Origin of the sequence: Christiangramia sabulilitoris, from assembly GCF_007050985.1 — a bacterium.
Classification (GTDB): Bacteria; Bacteroidota; Bacteroidia; order Flavobacteriales; family Flavobacteriaceae; genus Christiangramia; species Christiangramia sabulilitoris.
This window is the reverse complement of sequence record NZ_VHSF01000002.1, coordinates 219,183-246,173: the sequence shown is the minus strand read 5'-3', so window position 1 is coordinate 246,173 and position 26,991 is coordinate 219,183. Positions and strand designations below refer to the sequence as shown.

Annotated in this window: 28 protein-coding genes; 5 read left to right on the top strand and 23 right to left on the bottom strand. The window is 39.0% G+C overall.

Annotated features, from left to right (window positions below):
• Positions 1-26 precede the first annotated feature (26 nt).
• The 8 genes from FGM01_RS07545 to FGM01_RS07510 all read right to left on the bottom strand — a co-directional run bounded on the left by FGM01_RS07545 (position 27) and on the right by FGM01_RS07510 (position 6,393).
• Entirely contained in the window at positions 27-1,301 is a 1,275-nt protein-coding gene (locus tag FGM01_RS07545; protein WP_143410548.1) for a hypothetical protein, read from the bottom strand.
• Between the two features lie 109 nt (positions 1,302-1,410).
• Positions 1,411-1,911 (bottom strand): SRPBCC family protein, encoded by a 501-nt coding sequence (locus tag FGM01_RS07540; RefSeq protein ID WP_143410547.1) that lies wholly within the window; start codon positions 1,909-1,911, stop codon positions 1,411-1,413.
• Positions 1,912-2,026: 115 nt separating this feature from the next.
• A complete protein-coding gene (locus FGM01_RS07535) occupies positions 2,027-2,596 on the bottom strand; it encodes a PepSY domain-containing protein (protein ID WP_143410546.1) in 570 nt (189 codons plus the stop codon).
• A 119-nt stretch (positions 2,597-2,715) separates the two neighbouring features.
• The gene (gene arsB, locus FGM01_RS07530) at positions 2,716-3,762 is read right to left on the bottom strand and encodes an ACR3 family arsenite efflux transporter (RefSeq protein WP_143410545.1); all 1,047 of its coding nucleotides are present in this window, start codon (positions 3,760-3,762) and stop codon (positions 2,716-2,718) included.
• A 1-nt stretch (position 3,763) separates the two neighbouring features.
• Positions 3,764-4,381, bottom strand: coding sequence for an arsenate-mycothiol transferase ArsC (locus tag FGM01_RS07525; protein WP_143410544.1), 618 nt, complete (start codon positions 4,379-4,381; stop codon positions 3,764-3,766).
• A 10-nt stretch (positions 4,382-4,391) separates the two neighbouring features.
• A complete protein-coding gene (locus FGM01_RS07520; protein WP_143410543.1) occupies positions 4,392-4,856 on the bottom strand; it encodes a DUF6428 family protein in 465 nt (154 codons plus the stop codon).
• 51 nt (positions 4,857-4,907) lie between these two features.
• Positions 4,908-5,243: an ArsR/SmtB family transcription factor gene (locus FGM01_RS07515; protein WP_143410542.1), complete on the bottom strand. Its 336-nt coding sequence runs from the start codon at positions 5,241-5,243 to the stop codon at positions 4,908-4,910.
• Positions 5,244-5,316: 73 nt separating this feature from the next.
• A complete protein-coding gene (locus FGM01_RS07510) occupies positions 5,317-6,393 on the bottom strand; it encodes a Gfo/Idh/MocA family protein (RefSeq protein WP_143410541.1) in 1,077 nt (358 codons plus the stop codon).
• Positions 6,394-6,606: 213 nt separating this feature from the next.
• On the opposite strand from FGM01_RS07510, the gene FGM01_RS07505 reads away from it, so the two are divergent.
• Positions 6,607-7,542, top strand: coding sequence for a L,D-transpeptidase (locus tag FGM01_RS07505; protein WP_143410540.1), 936 nt, complete (start codon positions 6,607-6,609; stop codon positions 7,540-7,542).
• 43 nt (positions 7,543-7,585) lie between these two features.
• Entirely contained in the window at positions 7,586-8,350 is a 765-nt protein-coding gene (locus FGM01_RS07500) for a hypothetical protein (protein WP_243735780.1), read from the top strand.
• Here FGM01_RS07500 and FGM01_RS07495 read toward each other — a convergent pair.
• From FGM01_RS07495 to FGM01_RS07485, 3 genes are all read right to left on the bottom strand, one after another.
• A complete protein-coding gene (locus FGM01_RS07495; protein ID WP_143410539.1) occupies positions 8,347-9,141 on the bottom strand; it encodes an HAD family hydrolase in 795 nt (264 codons plus the stop codon). The two genes, FGM01_RS07500 and FGM01_RS07495, sit on opposite strands and share 4 nt — an antisense overlap.
• Before the next feature lie 107 nt (positions 9,142-9,248).
• A complete protein-coding gene (locus FGM01_RS07490) occupies positions 9,249-9,605 on the bottom strand; it encodes a phage holin family protein (protein WP_143410538.1) in 357 nt (118 codons plus the stop codon).
• A 588-nt stretch (positions 9,606-10,193) separates the two neighbouring features.
• Positions 10,194-10,832 (bottom strand): SanA/YdcF family protein, encoded by a 639-nt coding sequence (locus FGM01_RS07485; protein WP_143410537.1) that lies wholly within the window; start codon positions 10,830-10,832, stop codon positions 10,194-10,196.
• 126 nt (positions 10,833-10,958) lie between these two features.
• Here FGM01_RS07485 and FGM01_RS07480 point away from each other — a divergent pair, with 126 nt between their 5' ends.
• Positions 10,959-11,591 carry an NAD(P)H-dependent oxidoreductase gene (locus FGM01_RS07480; protein WP_143410536.1) on the top strand — a complete coding sequence of 211 codons (633 nt, stop codon included), beginning with the start codon at positions 10,959-10,961 and terminating at the stop codon, positions 11,589-11,591.
• On the opposite strand, the gene ribB is transcribed toward FGM01_RS07480, so the two are convergent.
• The 12 genes from ribB to FGM01_RS07420 all read right to left on the bottom strand — a co-directional run bounded on the left by ribB (position 11,588) and on the right by FGM01_RS07420 (position 24,637).
• Positions 11,588-12,736: a 3,4-dihydroxy-2-butanone-4-phosphate synthase gene (ribB, locus tag FGM01_RS07475; protein ID WP_143410535.1), complete on the bottom strand. Its 1,149-nt coding sequence runs from the start codon at positions 12,734-12,736 to the stop codon at positions 11,588-11,590. The genes FGM01_RS07480 and ribB overlap by 4 nt on opposite strands.
• Positions 12,737-12,765: 29 nt before the next feature.
• Entirely contained in the window at positions 12,766-14,214 is a 1,449-nt protein-coding gene (locus FGM01_RS07470) for an LptF/LptG family permease (RefSeq protein ID WP_143410534.1), read from the bottom strand.
• Position 14,215: 1 nt separating this feature from the next.
• Entirely contained in the window at positions 14,216-14,857 is a 642-nt protein-coding gene (gene lolA1 / locus FGM01_RS07465) for an outer membrane lipoprotein periplasmic chaperone LolA1 (RefSeq protein WP_143410533.1), read from the bottom strand.
• Positions 14,858-14,866: 9 nt separating this feature from the next.
• Positions 14,867-17,251, bottom strand: coding sequence for an FtsK/SpoIIIE family DNA translocase (locus FGM01_RS07460; RefSeq protein WP_143410532.1), 2,385 nt, complete (start codon positions 17,249-17,251; stop codon positions 14,867-14,869).
• 99 nt (positions 17,252-17,350) lie between these two features.
• Positions 17,351-19,267: a T9SS type B sorting domain-containing protein gene (locus FGM01_RS07455; RefSeq protein ID WP_143410531.1), complete on the bottom strand. Its 1,917-nt coding sequence runs from the start codon at positions 19,265-19,267 to the stop codon at positions 17,351-17,353.
• Between the two features lie 134 nt (positions 19,268-19,401).
• Entirely contained in the window at positions 19,402-19,764 is a 363-nt protein-coding gene (locus FGM01_RS07450) for a diacylglycerol kinase family protein (RefSeq protein WP_143410530.1), read from the bottom strand.
• Positions 19,764-20,264 (bottom strand): thiol peroxidase, encoded by a 501-nt coding sequence (gene tpx, locus FGM01_RS07445; protein ID WP_143410529.1) that lies wholly within the window; start codon positions 20,262-20,264, stop codon positions 19,764-19,766. The genes FGM01_RS07450 and tpx overlap by 1 nt, the downstream gene beginning before the upstream one ends.
• Before the next feature lie 117 nt (positions 20,265-20,381).
• Positions 20,382-20,630 carry a DUF6952 family protein gene (locus FGM01_RS07440; RefSeq protein ID WP_143410528.1) on the bottom strand — a complete coding sequence of 83 codons (249 nt, stop codon included), beginning with the start codon at positions 20,628-20,630 and terminating at the stop codon, positions 20,382-20,384.
• The gene (locus FGM01_RS07435; RefSeq protein WP_143410527.1) at positions 20,611-20,925 is read right to left on the bottom strand and encodes a thioredoxin family protein; all 315 of its coding nucleotides are present in this window, start codon (positions 20,923-20,925) and stop codon (positions 20,611-20,613) included. Before FGM01_RS07435 ends, FGM01_RS07440 begins: the two co-directional genes overlap by 20 nt.
• A 41-nt stretch (positions 20,926-20,966) precedes the next feature.
• Positions 20,967-21,605, bottom strand: coding sequence for a peroxiredoxin (locus FGM01_RS07430; protein ID WP_143410526.1), 639 nt, complete (start codon positions 21,603-21,605; stop codon positions 20,967-20,969).
• 203 nt (positions 21,606-21,808) lie between these two features.
• Complete coding sequence (gene nhaC / locus FGM01_RS07425; RefSeq protein WP_143410525.1) at positions 21,809-23,263, bottom strand: Na+/H+ antiporter NhaC; 1,455 nt, start codon at positions 23,261-23,263, stop codon at positions 21,809-21,811.
• Between the two features lie 159 nt (positions 23,264-23,422).
• Positions 23,423-24,637, bottom strand: coding sequence for an aminotransferase class I/II-fold pyridoxal phosphate-dependent enzyme (locus FGM01_RS07420; protein WP_143410524.1), 1,215 nt, complete (start codon positions 24,635-24,637; stop codon positions 23,423-23,425).
• A 156-nt stretch (positions 24,638-24,793) separates the two neighbouring features.
• On the opposite strand from FGM01_RS07420, the gene FGM01_RS07415 reads away from it, so the two are divergent.
• Both FGM01_RS07415 and lpdA read left to right on the top strand, forming a co-directional pair.
• Positions 24,794-25,252: an Lrp/AsnC family transcriptional regulator gene (locus tag FGM01_RS07415; RefSeq protein WP_143410523.1), complete on the top strand. Its 459-nt coding sequence runs from the start codon at positions 24,794-24,796 to the stop codon at positions 25,250-25,252.
• A gap of 320 nt (positions 25,253-25,572) precedes the next feature.
• On the top strand, positions 25,573-26,976 hold the full coding sequence (lpdA, locus tag FGM01_RS07410) for a dihydrolipoyl dehydrogenase (RefSeq protein ID WP_143410522.1): 1,404 nt from the start codon (positions 25,573-25,575) through the stop codon (positions 26,974-26,976).
• The last annotated feature ends 15 nt before the right edge of the window (positions 26,977-26,991 follow it).

Genomic DNA, 26,991 nt, shown 5'->3' with positions numbered 1-26,991 from the left:
TATCGGGACCCTTTGCAGGGTCCTTTTTATTTACATTCAAAGCAATTCAGTAAAGCTAAATCCTGCAGGTGTATATCTTCAGAGCCCTTAAGGGGTTCCGTTAATATGCCCTGTTCCTGGATGATATTGTAAAATGCTTCGGCGTAATCAACCAAATGATCCCGCCTATTTTTGATCTTTTCACTGATTTCTTGTTTATCAAGTCTGGAGATCTGTTCCGGCCATGCCTCGAATGCATCCTCTATCGCAGCATTGGTCAGCGATTTTTGAAGTTCTCTGGCCTGTTCTACGAACAGTTCTTTTGGGGTATGCAATAAAAAATAACGGTCAAAGGGATAAACCAGCCCGGGCATGTAGTCTATATCTTTTTTAAAAGGCCTAACCAGAGGTTCTATGTTCTGGTTAGTGATGATTGAAGGGATCAATCCTTCCAGATTAAAAAACGCATTATCCCTGTCCCCAGGGATGGGAATGGCGACAATATTCTCGCCGGACTTTTGCAAAGCCCAACCCCATTGCTCTGCATGTCTGTCCCAGTCTCCTATTAGCAGATCGAACAGCCTGGTTTTGATCAAAGCAGCTTTATCAATGCTAAGGTTGTTACCCTGTTCTTGTTTTAATTCCTGCAGCTGTTTAGTCTCGATGATCTTATTTACGTTAGACAGTGAGGTCCAGTTTCGGTCACTTTCTGTTTCGTACTCCAGCAAATACAGGCGATTACCATATTTTTTATTGTAGCCTTTTAGCTTTTCCTGTTTGGGGATAAAATACATAACTGGCCGTGTATGCAATACACCTGCCTTATCGGCAAGTCTTGCAGCGAGGATAGCCCCAAATGGATGCTGTGCTGAAATACCATCAACAATGATATTTTCAAGTGCAAGATCTTCAGCAATCTCCGGAATAAGTTTTTTTGGATCTTTAGTGACACTCCGCAGAGTATAAACCGTACCGTCCTTACTGCTTAATTTCAGGGAATGGGTTTGTTTGCCACCACCTTTTTTGATCACTTCAAGACCTCCTTTTAGCGTGTCCAGGAAGGCGATAGGTACCATTACCGGTGTAGCCCAGGCATCGCGATAATTTTTACCCTGCATGAACTCTTTTACCAGGTTACCTTCGTAAAGAGTACTTGGAGCAACCAATACAGAATCATGTTCACTAAAATCTATAGCTTCCATGTCCTCAAAATTCTTTATTTCGCAGGTTTTGAAGTTCTTATCGGTGCTGGAAACAGACCAGTAGGTTAGTGATACCAGAATAATCAAAAGGAAAATAATTGAGGCCAGTATTTTTTTCATGCTTTAAGATTCGAATGAAATTTCCGGAGACTAAAGCTATGATTTTAGAGGATATTTTCGGAATGCAAAAAGTTATAAAAAATCTAAAAAACCAAACTTTTCGGGAAGGTCAGTCCATTTGTAATTCGCTGCGCTTATTCCTTAGATCTGGTCCGTTTTGCAAGATAGATTTAAGGTTAAGAAGATAGAATGTCCAGCCGGTTTTACAGCCTACGTAGTAATTCATCCTGGAATGTTCATCCACAGGGATATTAGACTGAGTCAACCTTAAAATATTCTGATCATTTTCCTTCACAACTTTAACAGAAACTGTTCCTGTTTTTCCAAAAATGAACCTAAGAAATTCGTCATCTGTTGGCTTTAGTATTTCTCCATGTTCTTCAACATTTTCAGGCCATCCATGCCATTGCCAGCGATAATGGTCGCCGGGGTGAAACTGCTCTTCCCTTTTCCTGACCTCACCTTTAGGTGTTTTGAATTCAGCCAGTCTTAAGAACCACTTTTCAAGTTGAGACTGGCATAACCAGGCATTTACAATTTCTTCTTTTTCCCGTTCTATGGGTTGATTGACGGTGAATGAACTCCAGTCTGGTTTGCTTTTTTCTTCCATGATACCAACATTTAAATTCCGTCAGATCCTGAAGATCTTACTTAAATTTAATTAAAAATTCTATGCTAGTAAAGTCCTGGAAGCTGGATTTTTAGTGACAATTGGGAGGCCTTTTTTACTTCCTTAATTTTCTCATGTGTTTTGGTCCATACCATAGCCAAAAGCCGGTAATGGTAAAAATTAAAAGCGCGATACCCATAACCGAAGTATAGAAAAGTTTAAAATAACCCGTACCACCCAGGTAATTATCCACGATGGAACCGTCATGAATATTTTCGATAAGGTCTGAATGTCGTTTGCCAATATTCAGAACTTCGCCGGTTGCGCCATCTAGTTGGATACCTGTATAGTGTTCCTTGAAAATAAACTTCACCATTCCTTTCTCTTTTCTTACATCTATCCGGTCTATTTTTGCAGAAAGCTCATTCGAAATGGAATCATGCAGTACCCTGACTGCTTTTTGATGAAGCGAATCCAAAGGCAGCCAATCTGACAGCTCATTAGAACTACCCCGGTAAGATTTTGGTAGAATGATCTCGCCACTATCTTTTTTCCATCCCAGGATTATTCCAGAGACAGAAATAAAAAAGAAAAAGATAAATAAAAACGCGCCGGCGGTACGATGTACCTTCCTGAATCCTCTTAGTATCCTGGCCTGTCGCTTTCTTTTTTTACTGTTATCCATTTAAAGTCATCCTCATTTAGGGAGGCGCAAAGTAAGTAATAGTTTAAAAATTCTCCACCTGGATTTCAGGTAAAAAGTTTTTAAAAATTCACCTTTTAATGTATTTATTTCTGAAGCTTTTATGAACCCTGGAAAGCGAAATAATATTTTTTCTTTAACCAGAACGAAACTCTTACTAGAAGGATCAGGGCCGGCACTTCCACCAGTGGGCCAATCACTCCCGCAAAGGCCTGCCCGCTATTTAATCCAAAGACTGCAATTGCCACTGCAATAGCCAGTTCGAAGTTATTACCCGCGGCCGTAAAAGAAATTGACGCATTCTTTTCATAAGAAGCACCCAGGGCTTTACTTAGGAAGAATCCAATAAGGAACATCAGGCTAAAATAGATCAATAGAGGTATAGCTATTCTAACCACATCCATCGGTATCTCAACGATCAGCTCACCTTTTAGAGAGAACATTAGAATGATGGTAAATAAAAGCGCGATGAGGGTAAGCGGGGAGATCATGGGAATGAATTTATTCTCATACCATTCTATTCCTTTTATCTTAACCAGGATCAATCGGCTTAATATGCCCATCAAAAAAGGAATTCCAAGATAAATTGCTACACTTTCGGCAATTGTGGCAATCGAAATATCTACGATCGCTCCGTCAAAACCAAAAAACGGTGGAAGCCAGGTTATAAATAACCAGGCATAAAAACTGTATGCGAAAACCTGGAATATACTATTAAGTGCCACCAGTCCTGCTCCATATTCGCTGCTGCCACCGGCAAGATCATTCCATACCAGTACCATGGCGATACACCTGGCCAGGCCTATTAAAATAAGACCCACCATATATTCGGGATGATCCTGGAGAAAAATTATGGCTAGGAAGAACATCAAAAACGGACCAATGATCCAGTTAAGTACCAGGGAAATACTCAGGATCTTTACATTTTTAAAGACTTTTGGTAACAACCTGTATCTAACCTTGGCCAGGGGAGGATACATCATTAATATCAGGCCCAGTGCAATAGGGATATTGGTGGTTCCGCTGCTGTAGGAATTGATATTATCTGGTATGGAAGGAAAGAAATATCCGAATCCAACCCCAATTGCCATCGCCAGGAAGATCCAAAGAGTGAGATTCTTATCGAGGTAATTTAATTTTTTTGGCATTCTACCTTATATTTTCAAATACATAGATCATTTCTGAAGCAATCTGATCGCTTCTTTCAGTATATTTCCCGGCTGCCTCAGGGGTGCCGTCGAATTTCTTGGGATCTTCATAATCCAGCGGAATCCTTATTTCAGCACCTTGGATAAAAGGACAGTTTTCATCTGCATGGCTGCAGGTCATTAATGCGGCAAAGCCGTCTGAAGGATTTACCGGCGAATCGAAAACTTTAGAATAACAAATCAGTGGATTGCTTTCTTCAGAATATGAAACTTTGATCTCTGGATTTGTATCGTTATTGGCATCTATTTTAAACCCTGCCCTTCTCAATGCGTCTATCGCACTGGAGAAAAATGCAGTTTCTTCGGTACCGCCTGAAAAACATACCGTTTTGATTCCAAAATGATCTGAAATTGCCTGCGCCCAGACCTGGGCTAACTGGCTTCTTCTGGAATTGTGGGTGCAAATAAAATTTAACCGGATTTCCTTATCAGTTCGTTTTTTCTCCCGGATGTAGTCTATTAGAGGTTGAAGAATTTCCTTTCGTGCTTCCGGAATTTCTAATTCCTTAAGGGCATACAGCTTTTTCTGTAATTCAGGGTAAAGTTCTATTCTGGACATAAATCAGGGATTAACAACAGCCCGATTCTGGGGTACAACCGGAATTCTGAAGTTCAGATAATTTTACTTTTGGCTTAGCAGTTGGAATACCACAAGCTTCTTTGGCCAGGCAGGCTGTTTGTGTATTTACCAGAAGAAAATTGTTGCCATCAAAATCGAGTGCATATTTATTAATGCTCTGACCCTGGTATTCTACCTCGATTTCAGCATCTGGTAATTCCAGTTTTTTAATGGCCAGGTCTATTATTCCCAGCAGTTTCTCAGGATGTAAGCGATGGTTGTAGTCATTTTCTTCCCATAACTGAAAAGATATTTTGACTTCATCTCTTAAGGTACCGCCACAATCGATAAATTGTTTACTTATTTTCCCCACTTCTGTGACATGAAAATGCTCCGGTACCAGGTTTCCTTCGGGAAGTTGAAAAGCGATCTCCTTGAGAGTAGATAATTGTTCCTTAAATTCTGAAAGTTTCATAATATTTTTGATTATATCGTAATATCAACGATGTTGATTTCTAATTTTTTTTTAACAACAATCGTCGATACCGCAGTTTGTGATTCTATCAAACATAGTATTGAACAGTTGTTGCACGCTGTTCCATTTTTTGGTATTGATACAATAGCTCATTGAAACCCCTTCAATATTACCCTGAATCAATCCAATATTCTTAAGCTCTTTAAGGTGCTGACTTATGGTAGCCTGGGCCAGACCCAGTTCATTAACCAGGTCACCATTAATACACCTGTTGGATTTGAGTAAATGTTCAATGATCGCCACACGGGCAGGATGGGCGAAAGCTTTCGCCAGGCAGGCAAGCTCATTTTGTTCCGGTGTAAAAAGATCTGCTTTAGTAAGGCCCATTGAGTACTCGAATTATATATTGCAATATTACGATGAATAAATTATCAGGGCAAATAGTTATGCAGAATTTGTTTTAAATAAGAATTCTTTCTCCGGTAGAAGAGGCTTCAATTATCTTTTCAACAATATGGATATCTTTCATTCCATCAGATCCGGGAACCATGACCCTGGTATCATTGATTATTGCCAATGCATCATCATCCATTTGTTTAGCCTGTTGGTTTTTCTGCATAGGAGGCAGTATTAATCCGTCGCTTGTTTTTCCCTGCACCCCGGAGTAGGCTTGCATAGGTCTAAGGTAATACCAGCCTTTAGTAGTATCCACTTTCAAATTATTGAGATTTTCTCCAAAGCTGGTTTTACCATCTACGATTATACCACCGGGAAACTCGAGTTTGAAACTTGTGGTTTCATCCACCTCTTTAAAAATTTCAGGTCGGCGGGTACTTTGTTTTGCAGTTACGGCCATAGGTTCCATTCCGGTAGAATAACGGGCGGCATTTATGGAATAAACACCCATGTCATAAATAGCGCCACCGCCCATTTCTTTTTTGAGCTTCCAGGGATTTATAGTTATGCCATTATAACCTGCTTCAGAAATAACCTTTTTAATATCGCCATAAGGTTTAGTTGTAGCCCAGTTCATGATTTTTTGAGTATTTGTCTCATGCTGCATGCGATATCCAATAGATAATTTAACCCTGTTCTTATTGCAGGCATCTATGATATCCCGGCACTCTGCCGCTGTCCTGGCCATTGGTTTTTCACACCATACATGCTTCCCGGTATTTGCGGCTTTGATGGCATACTCTGCGTGAAGACCGGTGGGCAGCACGATATAGATGACATCTATATCTTTGTTATTGGCAATACGGTGCATATTTTCATAGTTATATACATTCGCATCTGCAATTTTGTATCTCTTTTGCCAAATTGGAATTTTTTCAGGACTACCGGTAACAATGCCCCTTAGTTCGCAGTGATCTGTTAACTGTAATGCAGGAGCTAAGAGATCCCGGCTGTAATATCCAAGGCCAACCAATGCAACTCCAAGTTTTTTGTTGCTAAAGAAACTAAGAGAATTCCAGGGGAATAGACCCGAGACTGCAAGGAGGCTGGTATTTTTGATAAAATTTCTTCTACCCGCCATTTTTAATACTTTTTACTTCTTAAAATTAAATGATTGAAAATGAGAATTGTAACAAAAGGTTAATTTTTCTGAAAACTTTAAGCTAAACAAAAGGCTAGTCTTGCTAAAAATTGGTTAATTATCATAATTTCAACAAAGCATTAACGCTACGTTAGCGGGAGGTTTCGCGGTCTAGGGCTAATTTCATCATATCAAACCAAAACTACTGTTACGATGATACGCTTAAAAACCTTTAAGAAGTCCCTTTTATTATTTATAAGTAGTGCATTTTTAATCGCCTGTAATTCCAACACACAGGTCGTGGAGCCTTTACACCAAACTGAAACTCTAAGTATGAGAAATCCAGTGGTAAAAAAGGAGCCTAAAGTTTACAGAAAGAAAATACAATACTCAATTGATTCCCTTAAAACGAAAGAGCAAATAGACAGTCTGCTGAACACTTATACCGAAGGTCAATTACAAACTATTCTGGCCTTAAACCGAGTAGAACAGAACAGGTTAAGACCAGAGAGACCAATTATAATTCCAGATTGTTTATCTGAAGATCTTAATACCTACAGTCCCTTTCCAAATAATGTGAGCTTGTTATCCTGTATTCCTAAAACCGTATTAATTTCAAAAAGAGTGCAGGCCTTCGCTTTATATGAGCATGGAGAATTAATCAAATGGGGGCCGGTAAGTACTGGTAAGAGTTCAACCAGAACACCAAGCGGACTTAATTACGGAAATTATAAGGCAAAGCGTAAGGTTAGTACTGTAGATCCTTCGTGGATCCTGCCATACTATTTTAATTTCATGAATTTTGAAGGGGTAGGAGTACATCAATATGAGTTACCAGGTTATCCGGCCAGCCATGGTTGTGTTAGGTTATATATGGATGATGCAAGATATATTTTTGACTGGGCAAATATGTGGGACCTGGACGGTTCTCAGATTGAAAGAAACGGTACACCTTTTATGGTTTTTGGAGAGTATGATTATAATTCTGAAAAACCATGGTTGAATCTTTCGCAAAATATGAAGGCAAATGACCTTACCCAGGAAGAAATAAATACTTTAGAGGATTACGTTAAACGATACCAGGAAGATCCTAAGAACTACCATAATATTGCTTCCAAAGAAATGGAGGCAGAATTAGCCAAAGCTTAATTGAGATTCTTTTTAATTAAATTAGCCGGTAAATATCACTACTATGAAAGGTATTAGAATTTACCGGCTTCTTTTTATTTTAAGTTTTCTGTACCTGCCAACCCAGGCATTTTCACAAGAAACTTCAGTAATGATAAGGGCTAAAGCTAAGGATGCTAAATTCATTGGTTCATCCATAGGTGGGGCGAAAGTACTCGTGAAGGAAACCCTCACCGGGAAGATACTTGCCGAAGGAATTACTACCGGGAGTACTGGTAACACAGAAAAAATCATGAAGTTGGATCACAAACGTGGAGTTGATCTTTCAGATAATGAAACGGCCGGCTTTCTGGCTAAACTGGAAATTGATGAACCTAAATTTGTTACGGTGGAAGTTTTTGGTCCAGTGAACAAGAAACAGGCGGTGGTGCTCAGCAGTACTCAGTTATGGGTAATACCTGGAAAAAATATTACGGGAGATGGTATTGTTCTCGAAATACCGGGTTTTATAGTTGATATTTTGTCTCCGCAAACACATGAAAGAATTGACGCTTCAGCAAAGATTAAGTTAGCCGCTAATGTGGTCATGATGTGTGGATGTCCCGTAACCGAAGATGGAATATGGGACGCACACCAGTATGAGGTCAAAGCGGTAATAACCGGACAGAATGATTCAAAAAAAGAAATAGAATTAGAACAAAAAGAAAAGGCGAGTACTTTCACTGCAGAGGTAAATCTGGAGAAGGGGCTGTACGAACTTTTGATATATGCTTATGATCCCCTAACCGGAAACACCGGAGTGGATAAAACAAATATCATTATTAATTAAACGTTCAAAAGTCCCAGGGCCTCGATGGTACGCAGCACACCATTATCATTATTATCGTGGCTAGTCACGAAATTGCTTGCCTTTAAAATATCGGGATGAGCGTTTTTCATGGCATAACTATGCTTTGCCACCTTCATCATTTCAAGGTCATTGAGGTAATCTCCAAAAACCAGGGTTTCTTCAGGGGTAATATTTAATTCCTTTTGAATACCCTTTATCGCATTTCCTTTATTTGCATCCAGCGCCGTAATATCGATAAAAACTCTCGCAGCTATGGCTATTTTGTAGCGGTCACTGTAATCTTTGAAATGAGGAAAAGTATGATCTTCCACTCCGTTGAAATTACATAGGGTAACCTTTAAATAAGTGTCTTCAACTTTAGTAAGATCATCTACCACTTTTAATCTTTCATAAAATTTAGAGATCTCGTTTTTAAAACTATCATCGTTAGTTTCAATATAGGCTGAATCTTTTCCGCATAAAACCAGGTGGGTATTTTCGAGTTTTCTGCCCAACGCAATAAATTCCCTCGCAGCGGTTTTTTCTATTGGGTTAACATATAGTTCTTTGCCTTTATGCGATACATAAGTCCCATTTTCAGCAAAGAACATAGTTCGGTCTTTAATTTTATTAAACTTTGTTTCAAGGTTGTAGAACTGCCTGCCGCTTGCTATTGAAAATAGAATGCCTTTTTTGGTAAGCTGTTCCTCCACCTTCCAGAAATCGGGATGAAGCTCATGATTATCATTTAAAAGCGTTCCATCAACATCGGTTACAATAAGCTTGATCATAGATTTCTCTTTAAGCGGACAAAAGTAACCGATAGCAGTTTCTGCAGGATTAATAAGAGGTTAAATTTATCACTACCTCTATAGTCATACCTTATTGTTCAGAATAATTAAAACAGGATTGCGTCTAGAATTCCGCCGGCAAGTGCGATGAATACAGCCAGCCAGATCGAGGCCATGAATCCATCGGTCTTGAAATCTGAAGTCAGCTTATCTGCGATCTCAATGACGATGGCAAAAGCAATGATACGGGTGATAAATCCTATTCCCAGAAAATAGAATATTCCCAACGTGGCAAAGGTTAGAATAGCTGTGAGCAGCCAGCTCAAAAGAAAACTGAGCACACCAATTATAAGTGCTACCAGCAGTGCAGTGCTAAATCCTTTTATATGAACCGTTGAGAGTAATTTTGCGGCGATAAGTAGTACCGCGGCATCTACAAGGATATGAATTAACCATTGTAACATAATGATTGTTTTGAGGTTGGAAGTACTCTAAGATACTTAAAAAGAACATGTATGCAAGCTTCAGAAAGATATGAACTACGAAATGAGATTGGTTAATCCTAAAATATTACTTTAGAAGATCACCTAATTTTGAAGCTTTAATCATTGAATTTTCAATTAAATTTATAACAGTTAAATTGAATCAAATTGTTGAGCAAAAACAAAATTCAATTTCTGAAGATTAAATGGGTAACCTAAGAGCAAAATATGTAATCGCGAGTTTCTCTGTCTTGATACCCTTATCAATTCAAATCTTCTGGTACTTTTCTTTCAAGAAATTCAGTGCCCAGGCAGAAAGGAAAGAACATTTTATGAGTATTTTTTATCCTATAACTAATGCTTACTGGATTCTAATAGTCAGTATAATATTGTGCGTAATTTCTATTATTTTGTGTGGAGTACTATTTCAGAAGGCTACCAGATTTAGAAGATCGATCTTAAGCCTTTTAATTATACTATCAGCTGAAATGTTACTGCTTAATGGGTTACAAATTCAAGTTTAAATGCCAACTCCACCAGTTGGCGTTTACCGGGGCCGGTGCGGGCTTGTTAGTTATTGCTAAGGCGGGCTTCGAGAGTCTTAGGCTCCTTCTTTAAAAGTACTTCCCATAAAGCCTTTAAATTTGCCAGCTTCTCTCTTTGCTTCAGACGGTATTCAGTCTGGTAGGCCCGTTGATCTGCTGGAAAACCTGTGTAGTTATACCCTAAATTTCTTGCAATGAACAGCGCCCGGGGTAAATGAAATTCCTGCGTGACCACTACAGCATCATCAATTTCAAATAATTTTCCTGCGCGGTACATACTGTCATAGGTATCTAGCCCGGCATGATCTGAAGTGATAAGGTCTTTATTTATGCCCTTAGCTTCCAGGTAACTCACCATTGCTGCAACTTCATTATAATCATCGCTACGATGGTCTCCTGTAACCAGAAAATCCTCAACCTTACCTTCCCGAAAAAGCTTAATAGCCGTATCTACACGATCCTGGAGAATGGGTGAAAGCTTACCATCGGCATGTACACTCGCGCCCAAAATTATAACTGTTTTCGAATTAGGGAGCTCAGAAATATCTCTGTAGATAAGATCCTGAGTGTTTCTCTTAAAGATAGCCTCTATACCCAGTATTACAAAGATGATCAGTACAAGACCAATCACCGAAAACAGGATGAATTTCTTGAGTCTACGCATTAGTGAGAGATGAAAGTCTTATCGAAGATAGCCATAATATTTGGATGTATCAGATTAATTTATGCGCTAACGCAAGGGTTGCCGTACACATTGTGTACATTTGTAAAATATTATTTAATCCAAATTATGAGTAATATAAAAGCCCTGAACTGGCGTTACGCCACGAAGAAGTTTGATGATTCAAAAATGCTTTCAGAGGATAAAATTGAGGTTCTGAAACAAGCTTTTAATCTTACCGCAACTTCTTACGGTCTGCAGCCTTTAAAGATGCTGGTAATTTCAAATAAAAAGTTGCAGTCTGAATTGAAAAATTTCTCATTCGGTCAGCAGCAGGTGGACACCGCTTCTCATGTTTTGGTAATTTGTATTGAAAACAGGATAGATGAAGAGTTTATTACCAACTATTTCAGACTTGTTAAACATGTAAGGGACACTCCCGAAGAAATTTTAAAACCGTTTCATGAATTTCTGGTAGATGATTTTAAAACAAAGGAAGTAAAGGAAATTGAAGCATGGGCGATCAACCAGGCTTACCTCGCTTTGGGTACTTTGCTGACGGTATGTGCAGCAGAAGAGATAGATGCCTGCCCCATGGAAGGTTTCGAGCCCGGGAAATATGATGAATTCCTAAATCTGAATGAGCAAAACCTTAGATCTGTGCTCGTTCTTCCCGTTGGTTACAGAGCTGAAGATGATGAATTTTCTAATTTTAAAAAGGTGAGAAGACCTCTGGATGAGGTGGTCATCGAGATCGATTAGTAATTTACGTATTCGGTAATTTCCAGCCCATATCCAATCATTCCAACACGTTTGGTTTGCTGGGAGTTAGAAAGGAGTTTAATTTTATGGATCTCCAGGTCATGAAGGATCTGAGCTCCAATACCAAAATCCTTATTATCCATTTTTACCGGAGGCGCTTTTATTTCACCTTTTTTCTGACTTTCTTTTAATTCCGTAAGCCTGTTCAATAAGTTTGGAGATTGATTAGCAGGATTAATGAAAACGATTGCACCGCGGCCTTCTTCATTGATCGCCTGGAACATTCCATCCAGCTTCTTGTCCAGATTATTGGTAAGTGTGCCTAAAATATCATTATTTACCCTAGTTGAATTTACCCTCACCATAATCTCTTCATTAGGCTTCCAGCTTCCTTTTGTAAGGGCGATATGAATCTGCGCGTTGGTAGTTTGTTTATATGCCCTTAAACGGTATCTGCCAAATCTTGTATCCAGTTCAAAATCCTCTTTTTTCTCGATAAGGGAATCATGCTGCATTCTGTAAGCAACCAGGTCTTCTATAGAAACTACTTTTAGATCAAACTTTTTGGCAACTTCCATTAGCTGGGGTAGTCTGGCCATGGTTCCATCTTCGTTCATGATCTCAACGATAACCCCTGCCGGTGCGAATCCGGCAAGTCTTGCAAAGTCGATGGCAGCTTCAGTATGGCCTGTTCTTCTTAATACTCCGCCTTCTTTGGCTTTTAGCGGAAAAATATGTCCGGGACGGTTAAGGTCCTGGGGTTTTGTTTCAGGATCGATTAGAGATTCAATCGTTTTGGCACGATCTGAAGCTGAAATTCCTGTAGTCACTCCTTTACCCCGAAGATCTACTGAGATCGTAAAAGCCGTTTCCATAGGGTCGGTATTATTACCAACCATCATTTCCAGCTTTAATTCATTACACCTTTCTTCGGTAAGCGGGGCACAGATAAGACCACGGCCATGGGTGGCCATGAAATTGATCATTTCCGGCGTCACCTTTTCAGCGGCAGCTAAAAAGTCTCCTTCATTCTCACGATCAATATCATCTACGACAATAATTACCTTTCCGGCACGAATATCATCGATAGCCTCCTGAATAGTATCAAGTTTTACTGAATATTGATTGTTCTCCACCTGAGCCATAAGATCTTGTTTTCTGGCTGCAAAGATATTTATTCTGATTTACTTTTGTCCTTGAAAAGGCCTGCTTTTTTGAAGAGTTTCCTGAAAGGCTCTATAAAATTATCGAATACGAATAATCCCTGGTCTGTCGTAGCCCTGTAAGTTAAAAATACCCCCAATGGCAACATGATCCATGTAGAAAGCCAGGTAGCGATAAAAGGAGGAATACTACCGTTTTCGGCAGAATTTTTGGCAAATATCCCAATAAAGTGATAGGTAAGGAATAATAATATGGCTACCACAATTGGCAGACCCATACCACCTTTTCTAATGATTGCACCTAGAGGCGCACCCACAAAAAATAGCACGATACAGGCAATACTCAAGGCATATTTTTCATGCAGGGCAATCTCAAACTTATTAATCTGGACAATGCTTACTTTAAATTCCTGCTTTTTCATAGCCAGGTGGGCGAGTGCAGAATTTACAGTACCCAAAGCCAGATTGGAGATCTGGGCCGCATCGTAAGTATCAAAATAGGCCAGAAGTTCTTTATCCTTTTCAAAAACAGTGTCTTTTGCTTTGTAATTGATATTTAAATTAGGGATTCCTGAACGATTGTACATCGTCTCACGAAACTCTGCCATTCGTTTGTTGTAAGAAACAGAGAAGGAATCTATACTTTCATCAAGTTCAGAGATCTTAAGCATACCATGAGTAGAATTATAAGTTTCATCCTCCAGGTCTACATTATTAAAATCTGACAGATCTATGTTGATGACATATTCATCAAAGTAACTTTTGGTAAAGGGTTTTCGTTTTCGCTTCTTATAATCGCTTGGTTCAACCTCGTCGTAATAATTCCCTTCTTTCAAAATCAGAGAAAGTACATCAGAATCTGTACTTCCCACCAGTTCCCCTTCTTTAGCCTTGATCACAGTATTATTCCCACCTGTTTTTTTCTTCTGGTGTATGATCACATCGGTTAAATACTGGTCATTTTCTCCACTTTTTTCTTCAACTTTTATATTGAAGGTGCCAATATCATTAAAGATCCCTTCAGAAATTGCCATCGCCGGTTTTAACTGGGCGATATTTTTTCGCAGGTTGATAGATTTAAATTCAGCTGCGGGAATAACATTATTGGCAAAAAAGAAAGCAATGAGACTTATAAATACTATAAAAACAGTTAGGCCACGCATAGCACGGCCTAAAGATATTCCGGATGATTTCATCGCGGCAAATTCATAATTTTCAGCAAACGCCCCAAAGGTCATTATGGAGGTAAGCAGTATGGTGAGCGGTAATACCAGCGGAACCAGTTTTGGAGAGAAATACAATAAGAATTTCAGGATCACTTCTGCATCCAGGTCTTTACCGGCAAGTTCACCTATGTATAACCAGATGGTCTGGAGTACAAAGATGAACATGAGAATGATAAAGACCGAAAAAAAAGTTTTTAAAAAACTGGTGAGTATGTACCGGTCGAGTATTTTCAATTTAGTCTAATCTGTTGATGTAAAAATCACTGTAACGATCTTCGTTAAAAGTAAACAGGTTTTTTGCCAGCGGTTGATCTGTCTTAAAGGTTTTTACGGTGATGGTCACTTTGGTCCCATTTTCCTGCGTCTGGATAAGATTGTAAATATGCTTGGTCTGGCTGTCTATTCCAAGCAGGATGTTCTTGATCTCAGCATCACTGTCTATAGGCGTAAGTTTTACATATTGTATCTCACGTCCCTTAACATTCTGGGTGATATCCATTTTATAGTTATAACCATCCTGGTAAAACGTGAACATTTTAGATGGAGTAATACTATTACTATCTTCCTCTACATAATTTGAAATATTGATTTCCTCATCTTCCGGAATAATAGTATAAATCTTCTTACCGTCGAACATTTGCGTGGTACCCATAAGGTTTAGAATATACTTTTCCCCTTGGATACTAACGTCTCCTCTCGTTTCCTGGTTTACGTTTTCTGTCTGATTCTCCAGTGCATACTTAAATTCGATCACCATGTTTTCGTAGTTCTTCACTTTCGAAGAAACCTCGTTAAGTAATTTTTCTGCTTGTTGAGAACTTTGAGCCTGTACATTTAAGGCCAGGATCGCGGCCAGGATAAAGACTAATTTTTTCATTTTGAATTTTTAATTGTCTGGTTCATTTAATAGCTGATCTAAAGCTGCTAGATCTGTAATTAAAACCTGTCTTGCCTTACTTCCTTCAAAAGGGCCAACAATTCCTGCGGCTTCCAGTTGATCTATGATTCTACCTGCACGGTTATAACCAAGTTTTAATTTTCTCTGAAGGAGTGAAGCAGAGCCCTGCTGGGCTGTAACGATCACTTCTGCAGCTTCGCGGAATAACTTATCCCGCTCGCTCACATCTATATCAAGTCCTGTGCCACTTTCATCACTTTCATAGGCCGGTAATTGATGTGCATCCGGATAGGCTTTTTGTGATCCGATGAACTCGGTGATCTTATCAACCTCAGGTGTGTCTACAAAAGCACACTGCAATCTTTTCAATTCATTCCCCTGGGTAAATAACATGTCTCCACGACCAATTAACTGGTCTGCACCCTGATTGTCCAGGATGGTCCTGGAATCTATTTTAGAAGTCACTCTAAAGGCTACCCTGGCCGGGAAGTTAGCCTTAATAATACCAGTGATCACATTTACCGAAGGTCTTTGCGTGGCGATGATTAAATGTATACCAATGGCACGGGCGAGCTGCGCAAGCCTGGCGATAGGAGTTTCAACTTCTTTACCGGCAGTCATAATAAGATCTGCGAACTCGTCTACCACCAGTACGATATAAGGCAGAAATTTATGCCCTTCATTAGGATTTAACTTTCTGGCCTTAAACTTCGTGTTGTATTCTTTAATGTTACGACACATGGCATTTTTCAGCAGTTCGTAACGATCGTCCATTTCTATACAAAGCGAATTCAGGGTATTTATCACTTTGGTATTGTCTGTAATAATAGCATCTCCAGTATCTGGCAATTTGGCCAGGTAGTGGCGTTCTATCTTATTGAATAAGGTTAATTCAACCTTTTTGGGATCCACCAGTACAAATTTGACTTCTGCGGGATGTTTACTATATAATAGAGAGGTAAGAATAGCATTTAACCCTACAGATTTTCCCTGTCCGGTAGCACCCGCCATAAGCATATGTGGCATTTTCGCCAGATCTACCACGAAGGTTTCGTTAGAAATAGATTTCCCAAGGGCCAGGGGTAGTTCCATTTCGGCATTCTGAAATTTTGCCGAAGATATTACCGAACGCATGGAAACTATACTGGCATTTTTATTAGGTACTTCGATCCCAATGGTTCCTCTTCCAGGGATTGGAGCGATGATCCTGATGCCCAGCGCCGATAGTGAAAGTGCAATATCATCTTCCAGGTTCTTGATCTTGGAGATGCGTATTCCCGCTTCTGGCACAATTTCATATAAAGTCACTGTAGGTCCCACCGTTGCTTTGATTTGAGCAATCTCGATCTTATAGTTTTTGAGGGTGTCTACAATACGGTTTTTATTCTCTTCTAGTTCCTGTTGATCTATGGTAATGGTTCCTCCGTAATCCTTGAGCAGTTCTATGGTAGGAAATTTATAATTTTTAAGTTCCAGCGTAGGATCGAATTCACCGAAATCTTTAACCAGTTTTTTGCTGAGGTTATCATCTTCTTCCTCTTCTGGAGCTGCTTCCACTTCCATAGCTACTTCCTCGGCAGGAGGAGTGGTAATATCCATTTTAGGAGAAGCTTGTGGGTTGGTTTTCACCTCTGAAGTTTCATTAAAAAGGTCTATGCTTTTTGGTGTCTCTACCTCTTTTTTCTCTTCTTTTTCAGGGATAACTACCGTTTCCTTCCAGTCTTTCTCTTCATCTGTTTCTGAAATATCAGACCTATGTTCTTTCATCGCATCCTGTAATTCCCTTTTACCTGATTTGAAATATCCTGCAACCATTTCAGGAGTCACCTTTAAACGAATGGCCAGATAGGCGATTAATAGAAATGTGAGTAAAAGGACAGTGCCAAAAAAGCCTAAATAGTCCTGGATAAAATCATTGGTTTCAAATCCTATACGGCCACCAAGAAGAGCATTGGTATCTGCGAAAAATCCCAGAAATACAGAAATCCAGATCATCACGAGCACACCCCAGAACCAGAATTTCCTAAGATTAGAACTATTAAAACCGAAAAACAAATAGATACCGCTTAACAATATTAAAAATGCGATAGAGAAAGAGGCGAGGCCAAATCCTTTATAGATAAAGAAATCACTAATTCCCGCTCCAAATTTGCTCAACCAGTTCTTTGCTTCGATCTCCCGGTTGGCAAATTCCTGCAATACGCTTTGATCTGCCTGCCAGTTGAATAGAAAGGATATAAAGGCTACGATAAGGGCGAGGCCAAAAAGCATCAGGAAACTTCCAAAAACCACTTTTTGCTGCCTGTTGAGCTTTAGCGATATATTGCGTGATTTAGTAGGGGATTTCTTGGTTTTAGCTTTCTTTTTAGCCATAGGTAGGTTAACGGATTTCAGCAAAAATACAAATAAGAGACTATTAAAATAAATAAATGTATTTAGAAACTAAAAATTGTGTGAAAGGCTAAAATTATATCAACTTCTAACCAGTGAAAAATGTCCGGTTAAAATTTCTCCGTTAGAATATTCCACACTAAACCAGTAATCGTTAGAGGGCATTGGTTTTCCATTATATGTTCCATCCCAGCCATTTTTCCCGCTTAGGATCTGAGCCAGTAATTTGCCATACCTGTCATAAATAAGAACGTCCAGAAATTCGCCATCTTCGGTTACTATGATCTCCCAGTTATCGTGGATACCATCGCCGTTAGGTGTGAAAAAAGTTTGATATCCCGGAACGATGATCTCTATAAAAGTCTCTTTACAACCGTTCTTATCTCTTACATAAACAGTGTAATTGCCTTCATTAATTGGGAATACATTAGAGTCTTGAAAATTTATGCCATCTATAGAGTACTCGAGATCTGCATTGTTGGCAGTACTTATGTTTAAATTTCGGTTATTATCTGGACCATTAATGGAATAATCTATTTCCCCAATACTGCCTGCATTTTCAACAAGGAAAAAAATAGTGTTTTGGCAAACCAAACCATTATTGTTTTTGGTTACAGAGAGAGCGTATTCTCCTGGTTCTGTGATTTTAATATTTCTTTCGTCGCCAATAGTTTCATAATTTTCACCAAGCCATTCCCAGGAGTTAAAATCGCCCCCGTCCAGTTCGAGATAAGGATTGTCCTCACATAAATAGTATGATTGGGCTAGTTCTGGTTGTGGAAGGGCGGCAACTTGAATTTCTAATGGTACAATGCTGGAGCAGCCCTCATCCCTGGGTGAAAGTTTGGCGTACAGGATGGTGTTTCCTGCCATGGAGCGATAATTTTGCTTTTCTATAGTATTTAAATCCTGCCGGGCGTCATCCTGCTTATGGAAATAAGAAACACTATAGTCTTGCGTATTTTGTCCGTTGAGGATCTCGGCATCTTTCAGGGAAAGATCAAAAATATAGCTGCCGGTCTCTTCGGTATCACATGCCATTAATGGTTCCGGTTCTTTTGCCTGAACACCATTTTGAAAGTCCAATTCAAAACTACCTGTTTCAAAACAGTCTCGAAATGAACTATCCTCCACTCTAAAATAGACTGTCTTAGGTGCCTGAGATCCATTAATCTGGGTAATCTCCGAGCTCCGGCTTAAAGCGTCTGCTTCAGAATCGAAATATAAAATATTGAAATGTTCAGCATTTGCGCCGTTCAGAATCTCAGGATCTTTATTGTTAAGATCGTAATTGAACTCAGAAGGATTGCCTTCAATGCAAAATGTCTCATCCTGTGCTTCTGGGTTATCGAGAGTTCTGGGAATATAGAGAACATAGAATTTAACGTGAAAGCAGGGATAATCATCAGTTCGCTGGACACGAACGTAAATAGTTTGAAAGCCCGGAATGGTATTGGTCCAGTTCGTTTTGTCTAACCGGTTTACCTGGTTTTCTGCATCATCTTCGGTTAAATAGTAAGTTACTTCATGAATTGAAGGATCCTGACCATTGTTAGGATCCTGATGATTTAACATCCCGTCGTCCAGATCTGCTAATTTGAACTGATAATATCCTTCTGCATTTCCGCAATAAAAACCTTCATCTTTTCTTACTTCTGTACGTATCACTTTTAAAAGATAGCTGCCCAACTCATAGGCATCCGGATCGTTAACTTCTTCCAGTCTATAAAAAATTGTTTTATCGCTTTCAGGAGCGACCGGTACTGGTTCAGTAATGGGAGAAGCTTTAATTCTCGCCTCGTATTCTGTTTGGTAAAAGGATATTGAAAAATCTGATGGATTTCGGTTTCCGAGAATTTCATCATTTTTTTCCTGAAGATCAAAAGTCATTGATCCATTACGGTGGTCATGGCAAATGATCCAGTCAGAATCATGGTTTTGAGAGTAGGTAATAGATTGAATAAGCCAAATAATGCTTATTAGAGCGATTTTTTTCAAGAAGTATTGATCTACCGGTTAAAGCCGGCCAAAGTATAAAAAAACCTCAAATTTATTACGGTTTGCTGTAACAAATAAAACCGGACCTCAATAAATAAAAATTAGATATGAAAGATATTAAAGTATGGGAAGGACTAAAATATATAGGGAATATATATGAAAGCGGCAATAATTACAGCGATGAGAGCGGCTATAAAAACAGCACCAGCTGCCACATCTTTTATATGACCTATTTTGCTGTGAAAATCGGGGTGAACAAAATCTGCCATAGCTTCCAAAGCGGTATTTAATCCCTCTGCGGCCATCACCAGCCCTATTGCCAGAAACTGGAAGATCCATTCAGATCTGGTAATATCAAAATACCAGCCAGTTAGACATACAAATATTGAAATGATGAATTGCACCTGAATACTAGGTTCGTGCTTTAATAGCAGCCATGCACCTTTAATGGCATATCCACCTCCTCTTATTCTTTTCCCGAGGAAACTGTTTTTCATTATAATAGCGTTTTCAGGGCGGCGAGATAATTCGGTTCTTCGTCGATGCTGGAAACCTGTTGAGAATGTATTACGTGCCCGTTTTCATCTAATACAAGTACTGCCCGGGAAAGCAATCCCTCGAATGCTCCGTCTATCATTTCCACACCGTAATCCTTGCCAAAATTGCGGTCTCTGAAATCTGATAGATTAGTCACATTCTCCAAACCTTCATCGCTCACAAATCGTTGTTGTGCAAATGGCAGATCCCTGGAGATGCACAAGACAACGGTATTTTTTAAACCTGTAGCTTTCTCATTGAAATTGCGAACAGAGGTAGCGCAAACTCCCGTATCTATGCTTGGAAAAATATTCATGATTACCCTTTTTCCTTTAAATTCTTCCAGGGTACCAATGGAAAGATCTGATTTTATAAGTTCAAAATGTGGTGCTTTTTCATCTAGAGCGGGAAGGTTACCATAGGTTGTGACCATTTGATCACCGAGTTGAATCTTTGCCATGCTTACTTTTTTTATAAATTTATAAGATTGTCATTCGGTTATTACTAAAATTATCATAAAACAACAGGGGCTGTTTCCTAATGAAAACAGCCCCTGTGAAATGAATTGTAAGAAAGATTATTTGTCTATTGAACCTAATACTTTCTTTACAAAATTGTTGGCAGCGTCCCTTTCCGGAACACCATCCTGGATCATTTTATGAACTTCTACAGCTCCGCAGAGGTTGGTAAGTAGTTCACCAATCACATCCATTTCCTGTTCAGAAACAGAACGGTGCTCGGTGAAACTTTCAAGAACATCTATTGTGTTCTCCAGCTTTTCAACCTCGTTGTTCTTCTGTAAGTGTTTAATTACTGGTAACTTCATCAACTAAGTTTTTTAATTGGTCAAACTTGTTTGTTTGCACCTGATTCTTAAAACTTCCATTTTTGAAAGTCGCGAAGGTTGGAAGGTTGTCTACAGTAGCCAGTTTTCTTGATTCCGGAAACTTCTCAGCATCCACCATCACAAATTGAGCATTTTCATTTTCTGAAGCCAGTTTTTTAAACTTTGGCTTCATTAACCTGCAGTTACCACACCATCCAGCCATGTATTGTACCACGACCGTGTCGTTGTTCTTAACCACTTCGCTTAAGTTATCCTGATCTAATTCTTTAATCATAGCAATTTTTTATAGATTCTTAATTTAAGCTATATGTTTTTTTAGTTTAGGCTAAGGTAAGATGCAACTCCTTCACGGTTAGCATTCATAGCTTCTTTACCTTCTTCCCAATTCGCCGGGCAAACTTCACCTTTTTCCTGTACGTGCGTATAAGCATCGATCAATCTTAAGAATTCATTTACATTTCTTCCAAGTGGCATATGGTTAATACCTTCATGAAATACAGTTCCTTCCTCGTCTATTAGGTAAGTAGCTCTGTAAGTAACATTATCTCCTTCTAAAGTGATCGCTCCGGTTTCGTCGTCATAGGTTTCACTCATGATATCAAGAATATCAAGTCTTGAACTCAAATTACGGTTAGAGTCTGCAAGGATTGGGTATTTAACACCTTCGATACCTCCATTATCCTTTGGAGTGTTCAACCAGGCGAAATGTACTTCTGGAGTATCACATGATGCTCCAACTACCATTACATTTCTCTTTTCGAATTCTTCCATCGCATTCTGAAAAGCGTGTAATTCTGTGGGGCAAACAAAGGTGAAATCTTTAGGGTACCAGAAAAGCAATACTTTTTTGTTGTTCTTCTGAGCCTCTTCCAGGATATTTAATTTGAAAGTATCTCCCATTTCATCCATTGCGTCTACACTAAGATTCGGGAATTTTTTTCCTACTAATGCCATATTAAAATATTATTTATTGGTTAAAAAATTTCTTCATTTACAGGTGCAAATTTAAGAACTGGAACCTCTTTTTCAACCTCTGAAAATTTTTAAATTTTATCCCGTGATAGGTTTCCTTTATCGATTCAATTAAAACCAATAGGCAAGATTTATAATTGTCAAGTTGTCAATTATTTAACTTGATTAATGAGTATATCTCAGGTTTACTTTTTGGTAAGTTTTCTAATCTTTATACTTAATCCGGCAAAAAGTAAGGTCATAAATGGACTTACATAATTGAAAATTGCATAAACAAAATAATCTGCAACGCTCACACCTAATACACTGCTTTGATATGCTCCGCATGTATTCCAGGGGATTAGGACAGAGGTTACTGTTCCACTATCTTCAAGAGTCCTGGAAAGGTTTTCAGGTGCCAGATTTTTATCTTCATAAGCCTGTTTAAACATTTTTCCTGGAATTACTATTGCGAGGTACTGGTCTGAGGCAATAATATTTAGACCAAGACAACTTACTACTGTACTTGCGAACAATCCAAAGATACCTTTAGCCATTTTTAATAAGGACTTGGTAATTCTAGCCAGGGCTCCAATTCCATCCATTATCCCGCCAAAAACCATTGCCGATATAATAAGAAGGATAGTCCACACCATTCCCAGCATTCCACCAGATGAAAATAGTTCATTTAAACTTTCATTGTCAGTTTTAATTGCTACATCGGTAAAAACTGCCTGGCTAATAGAAGAGAATAAAGATGAGTTAATTGAGTTTAGTACTTCCGGTTGAAATATCAGACCGCAAATAATTGCTGAAACGATACCTGCACCAAGCGCGATGAGAGGATGTGATTTTAAAAGAATTAAAGCAATCACTATAATCGGCACTATAAAAAGCCATGGTGTTATGGTAAAGGTTTGATCGATACTATTTAAAAATCCGGCAATATCGGTTTTTCCGGCAACATCTGTAGTGTAGCTCAGGATTCCAAAAACAACAAGAGTTATAAGAATTGAAGGGCCAGTGGTGAAGGCCATGTAGCGTATATGGGTAAAAAGGTCTGTACCTGCCATTGCTGGTGCCAGGTTTGTTGTATCACTCAAAGGAGACATTTTGTCGCCAAAATAAGCTCCGGAAATTACAGCACCAGCAATCATACCTGCCGGTACGCCAATGGCATTTCCTATACCTACCAGGGCTATACCTACAGTTGCTGATGTGGTCCAGGAACTTCCTGTGGCAATGGAAATTAAAGCGGCTATTATGACTGACGCAGGTAAAAATATCGATGGGTTTAAGACCTGTAAACCATAATACACCATTGCCGGAATCACTCCACTTATCAGCCAGGATCCTGCCAAGGCTCCAACCAGTAAAAGGATTAAAATTGGAATAAAAACACTTTTTAAATTTTCCCAGATTTCAGCTAGCATCGTGGAAAAAGCAGTTTTGTTGAATAAACCTACTACCATAGCAATCAGGCCACCGGTAAGTAGAATAAGTTGATTGCTATATTCACCAAGCCATACCCCATCAGCAAAAAATATGTTATAAGCTAGTAATGCCATTAAAATTACAACAGGTATTAAGGCTTCCCAGATATTTAGCTCTCTATTCTTTACAATATTTTCGTTTTCAGGACTGGCCGCAGGGTTTTCCATTAAGGTTTTGTGCTTTATATCCGGAAAAAATAAAGCCTCAGGATAAGCCTGAAATTAATCAGATCTACCCTGAGGCCTATAAATTTAAATCCGGTCGTTAATTTTGATCATTTTTTTCTGATCGTAATTTTACGACATTCGGCTTAATCCTGCAAAAATTTAGACCATTTCAGTATCCAGCACCCCAACTTGCAGCATACACTCTTTCATCATCTCATAAGTTCTTGCAATATCATTATCGAGGCCAATGGAAAAACGGATCAATCCGTCACTAAGTCCCATCTCTTTTTGCTCTTCCAAAGGAATCTCAGAAGAGGTAGATGTTCCGGGTGCGCTGAACAGGGTCTTATAGAATCCTAAACTTACCGCCAGGTATCCCAGATTTTTCTCCTGCATTAATTCCATTAGTTCATTCGCTTTATCCAAAAATCCAACGTCTATGGTAAGCATACCTCCAAAACCATAGGATTCATTCATCATCTTTCTAAAGGATTCATGACCGGGATGAGAATCCAGGCCGGGATAAACTGTTTTAAATCCGTCCTGCTCAAATTTATGTGCCAGGTACATGGCATTGTGGCTGTGCTGCTTCATCCTTATATGCAGTGTCCTCAAATTCTTAAGAATAGATGCGGCTCTCAAACTGTCCATCGTTGGGCCAAGCAACATGGCGGCCCCGTCATTAACATTTCTGAGGTCATTGATGAACTCTGTAGTTCCACAAACCACGCCACCTACAGTATCACTGCTTCCGTTGATAAATTTTGTAAGGCTGTGGATCACCACATCTGCTCCCAGTTTCGCCGGACTAATAGAAAGTGGCGAAAAAGTATTATCCACCACCAATTTTAAATTATGAACTTTTGAAATATTGGACATTGCTTCTATATCTGCCACTTCCAGTAATGGATTGCTTACAGACTCGCAATAAAGAACTTTAGTGTTTTTCCGGACTGCTTCGTTAACCGCCAGTGGTTTTGTTATATCTACGAAAGTTGTGGTGATGCCGAACTTGGGGGCAAAGTTTTTAAGAAAAGCATAGGTGCCACCATATACAGTTCTGCTACACACAATATGATCCCCGGCATTGCATAATTGCATGAGAACCGAGGTGATCGCGCCCATTCCTGAAGCAGCAACATTGGCAGCTTCAGTTCCTTCCATTGCTGCCAGTGCCTCTCCTAAATATAGATTGGATGGGGAGGAGTGGCGGGAGTATAAATAGCAACCCTCTGCATTACCCTCAAAGGTATCGAACATCGTCTTTGCAGACAGAAATGTATAGGTTGAAGAATCTGAAATTGAAGGGTTCACTCCTCCAAATTCGCCAAAGTATTGTAAATCCTGGATGCGATCTGCCGGTTTGTATTTCATGATATATTGGTTTAATATTTCAAAATTCCTAAATTATAGTTTTAAACACAATGGATATCAGTTTTGGTAGAAAATAAAACTAATAAATTTAATTATGGTTGATTTAAAAACTATATTTCAGGCATAAAATCTAAAATAGATGAAAAAAAATAGTTTATGAAAATTGATGAGATAGATAAAAAAATACTCCAGCATTTACAGAAGGATAGTAAAAAGACTAATAAAGAGATTGCTAATGACCTGAAGCTGTCGGTTACCGCTATCTATGAAAGAATTAGAAAGCTGGAAAGAGCTGGTGTTATTTCGGGCTACGTTGCTTTAATTAATCCGGAAGCCGTGGATAAAGGGTTTATGGTATTATGCCAGATCAAACTGGTGCAGCATAAAAAAGATTTTCTTACCAAATTTGAAAAGGAAGTTACCAGCCTGCCTGAGGTAATTGAATGTCTTCATGTAAGTGGGGGATTTGACTATATGCTGAAAGTACTGGTGAAAGATATGGATGCATACCGCGAATTCCTGGTAACTAAATTAACGATCCTGGATCATATTGGTAGTACACAAAGTATTTTTACGATCAATAAAGTGAAACAAAGTACGGTGATTAGTTTGTAGTTTTTCATCAGAAATTAAAGGCTCAGATTTGATTTTCTCAGGCATGATCACTTCTACATACATGGAAACCTAAATTAGCAAAGGTTGAACTTTCCTAAGATGAGATTATTTCGCCGGGTTATCTCAGGCTCGAAAAAATTCCGGAGATTTTTGGTTTTAAGAAGGGTATCTATTTTTGTAAGAATATAAGAAAGCCAATTATTATAACTGTTTAGATTTTAAACTTTAATTGAATTCTAACTGCTAACTGAGTATTGGTCATTGCAGAGAATAGTTGTACTTTTACGATCGATTTTTGAAAAACAAAAAAACAAACAATTATGAGTACATATGATGTTGCAGTTATAGGATCAGGACCCGGTGGATATGTAGCCGCCATTCGTTGCGCCCAGTTGGGTATGAAAACTGCAATCATAGAAAAATATTCCACTCTTGGTGGAACCTGTCTTAATGTTGGATGTATCCCAAGTAAGGCACTTTTAGATTCTTCTCACCATTTTCATGATGCGATCACGCATTTTGAGGAACACGGAATTGAAATTCCTGGTGAAGTAAAACTTAATCTTGAAAAAATGATGGAACGTAAATCTTCTGTGGTAAGTCAGACTTGCGACGGGGTGAAGTTCCTAATGGATAAAAACAAGATCGATGTAATTGAAGGTGTTGGTTCTTTCAAGGACAAGACTCACATCAATATTGAAAAAGATGGTGAGACCAAAACGATCGAAGCGAAAAAGACAATTATCGCAACCGGTTCCAAGCCTGCGAATCTTCCGTTCATTGAACTTGATAAGGAGCGAGTGATCACTTCTACCGAGGCTTTAACGCTGAAGGAAGTTCCAAAACACATGATCGTAATTGGTGGTGGAGTGATTGGTCTTGAGCTTGGTCAGGTTTACCGTCGTCTTGGTGCAGAGGTTACTGTGGTGGAATTCCTTGACAGGATTATCCCAACTATGGATAGCGCTCTTTCAAAAGAACTTCAGAAAGTTTTGAAGAAACAGGGAGTTAAGTTCCATACTAGCACGAAAGTAAAGTCGGTTGAGAGAAATGGAGATGAGATCATCATCAAAGCTGATGATAAGAAAGATAAAGAGATCGAATTTAAAGGTGATTACTGTCTTGTTTCAGTTGGTCGTCGTCCTTACACTGATGGGTTGAATGCTGAAGCTGCCGGAGTAGAACTTGATGATAAAGGAAGAGTAAAAGTGAACGATCATCTTCAAACGAACGTAGATAATATCTATGCGATCGGGGATGTGGTTCGCGGAGCTATGCTTGCTCACAAAGCTGAAGAAGAAGGAACCATGGTGGCAGAATTGATCGCAGGTCAAAAGCCTCATATCGATTATAACCTAATTCCTAATGTGGTGTATACCTGGCCTGAAGTTGCTTCGGTAGGGAAAACTGAAGAGCAATTAAAAGAAGCAGGAGTAAAATATAAAGAAGGTAAATTCCCAATGCGTGCACTTGGACGTTCAAGAGCCAGTGGTGACATTGACGGATTGATCAAAATTCTTGCAGATGAAAAGACCGATGAGGTTCTAGGAGTTCATATGATTGGAGCCAGAACAGCAGATCTTATCGCTGAAGCGGTGACTGCGATGGAATTCAGAGCGTCTGCTGAGGATATTTCAAGAATGAGTCATGCTCACCCAACTTATGCGGAAGCGGTTAAAGAAGCGGCTCTTGCAGCAACAGAGAACAGACCTTTACATATTTAATTATATAAGTTAGAA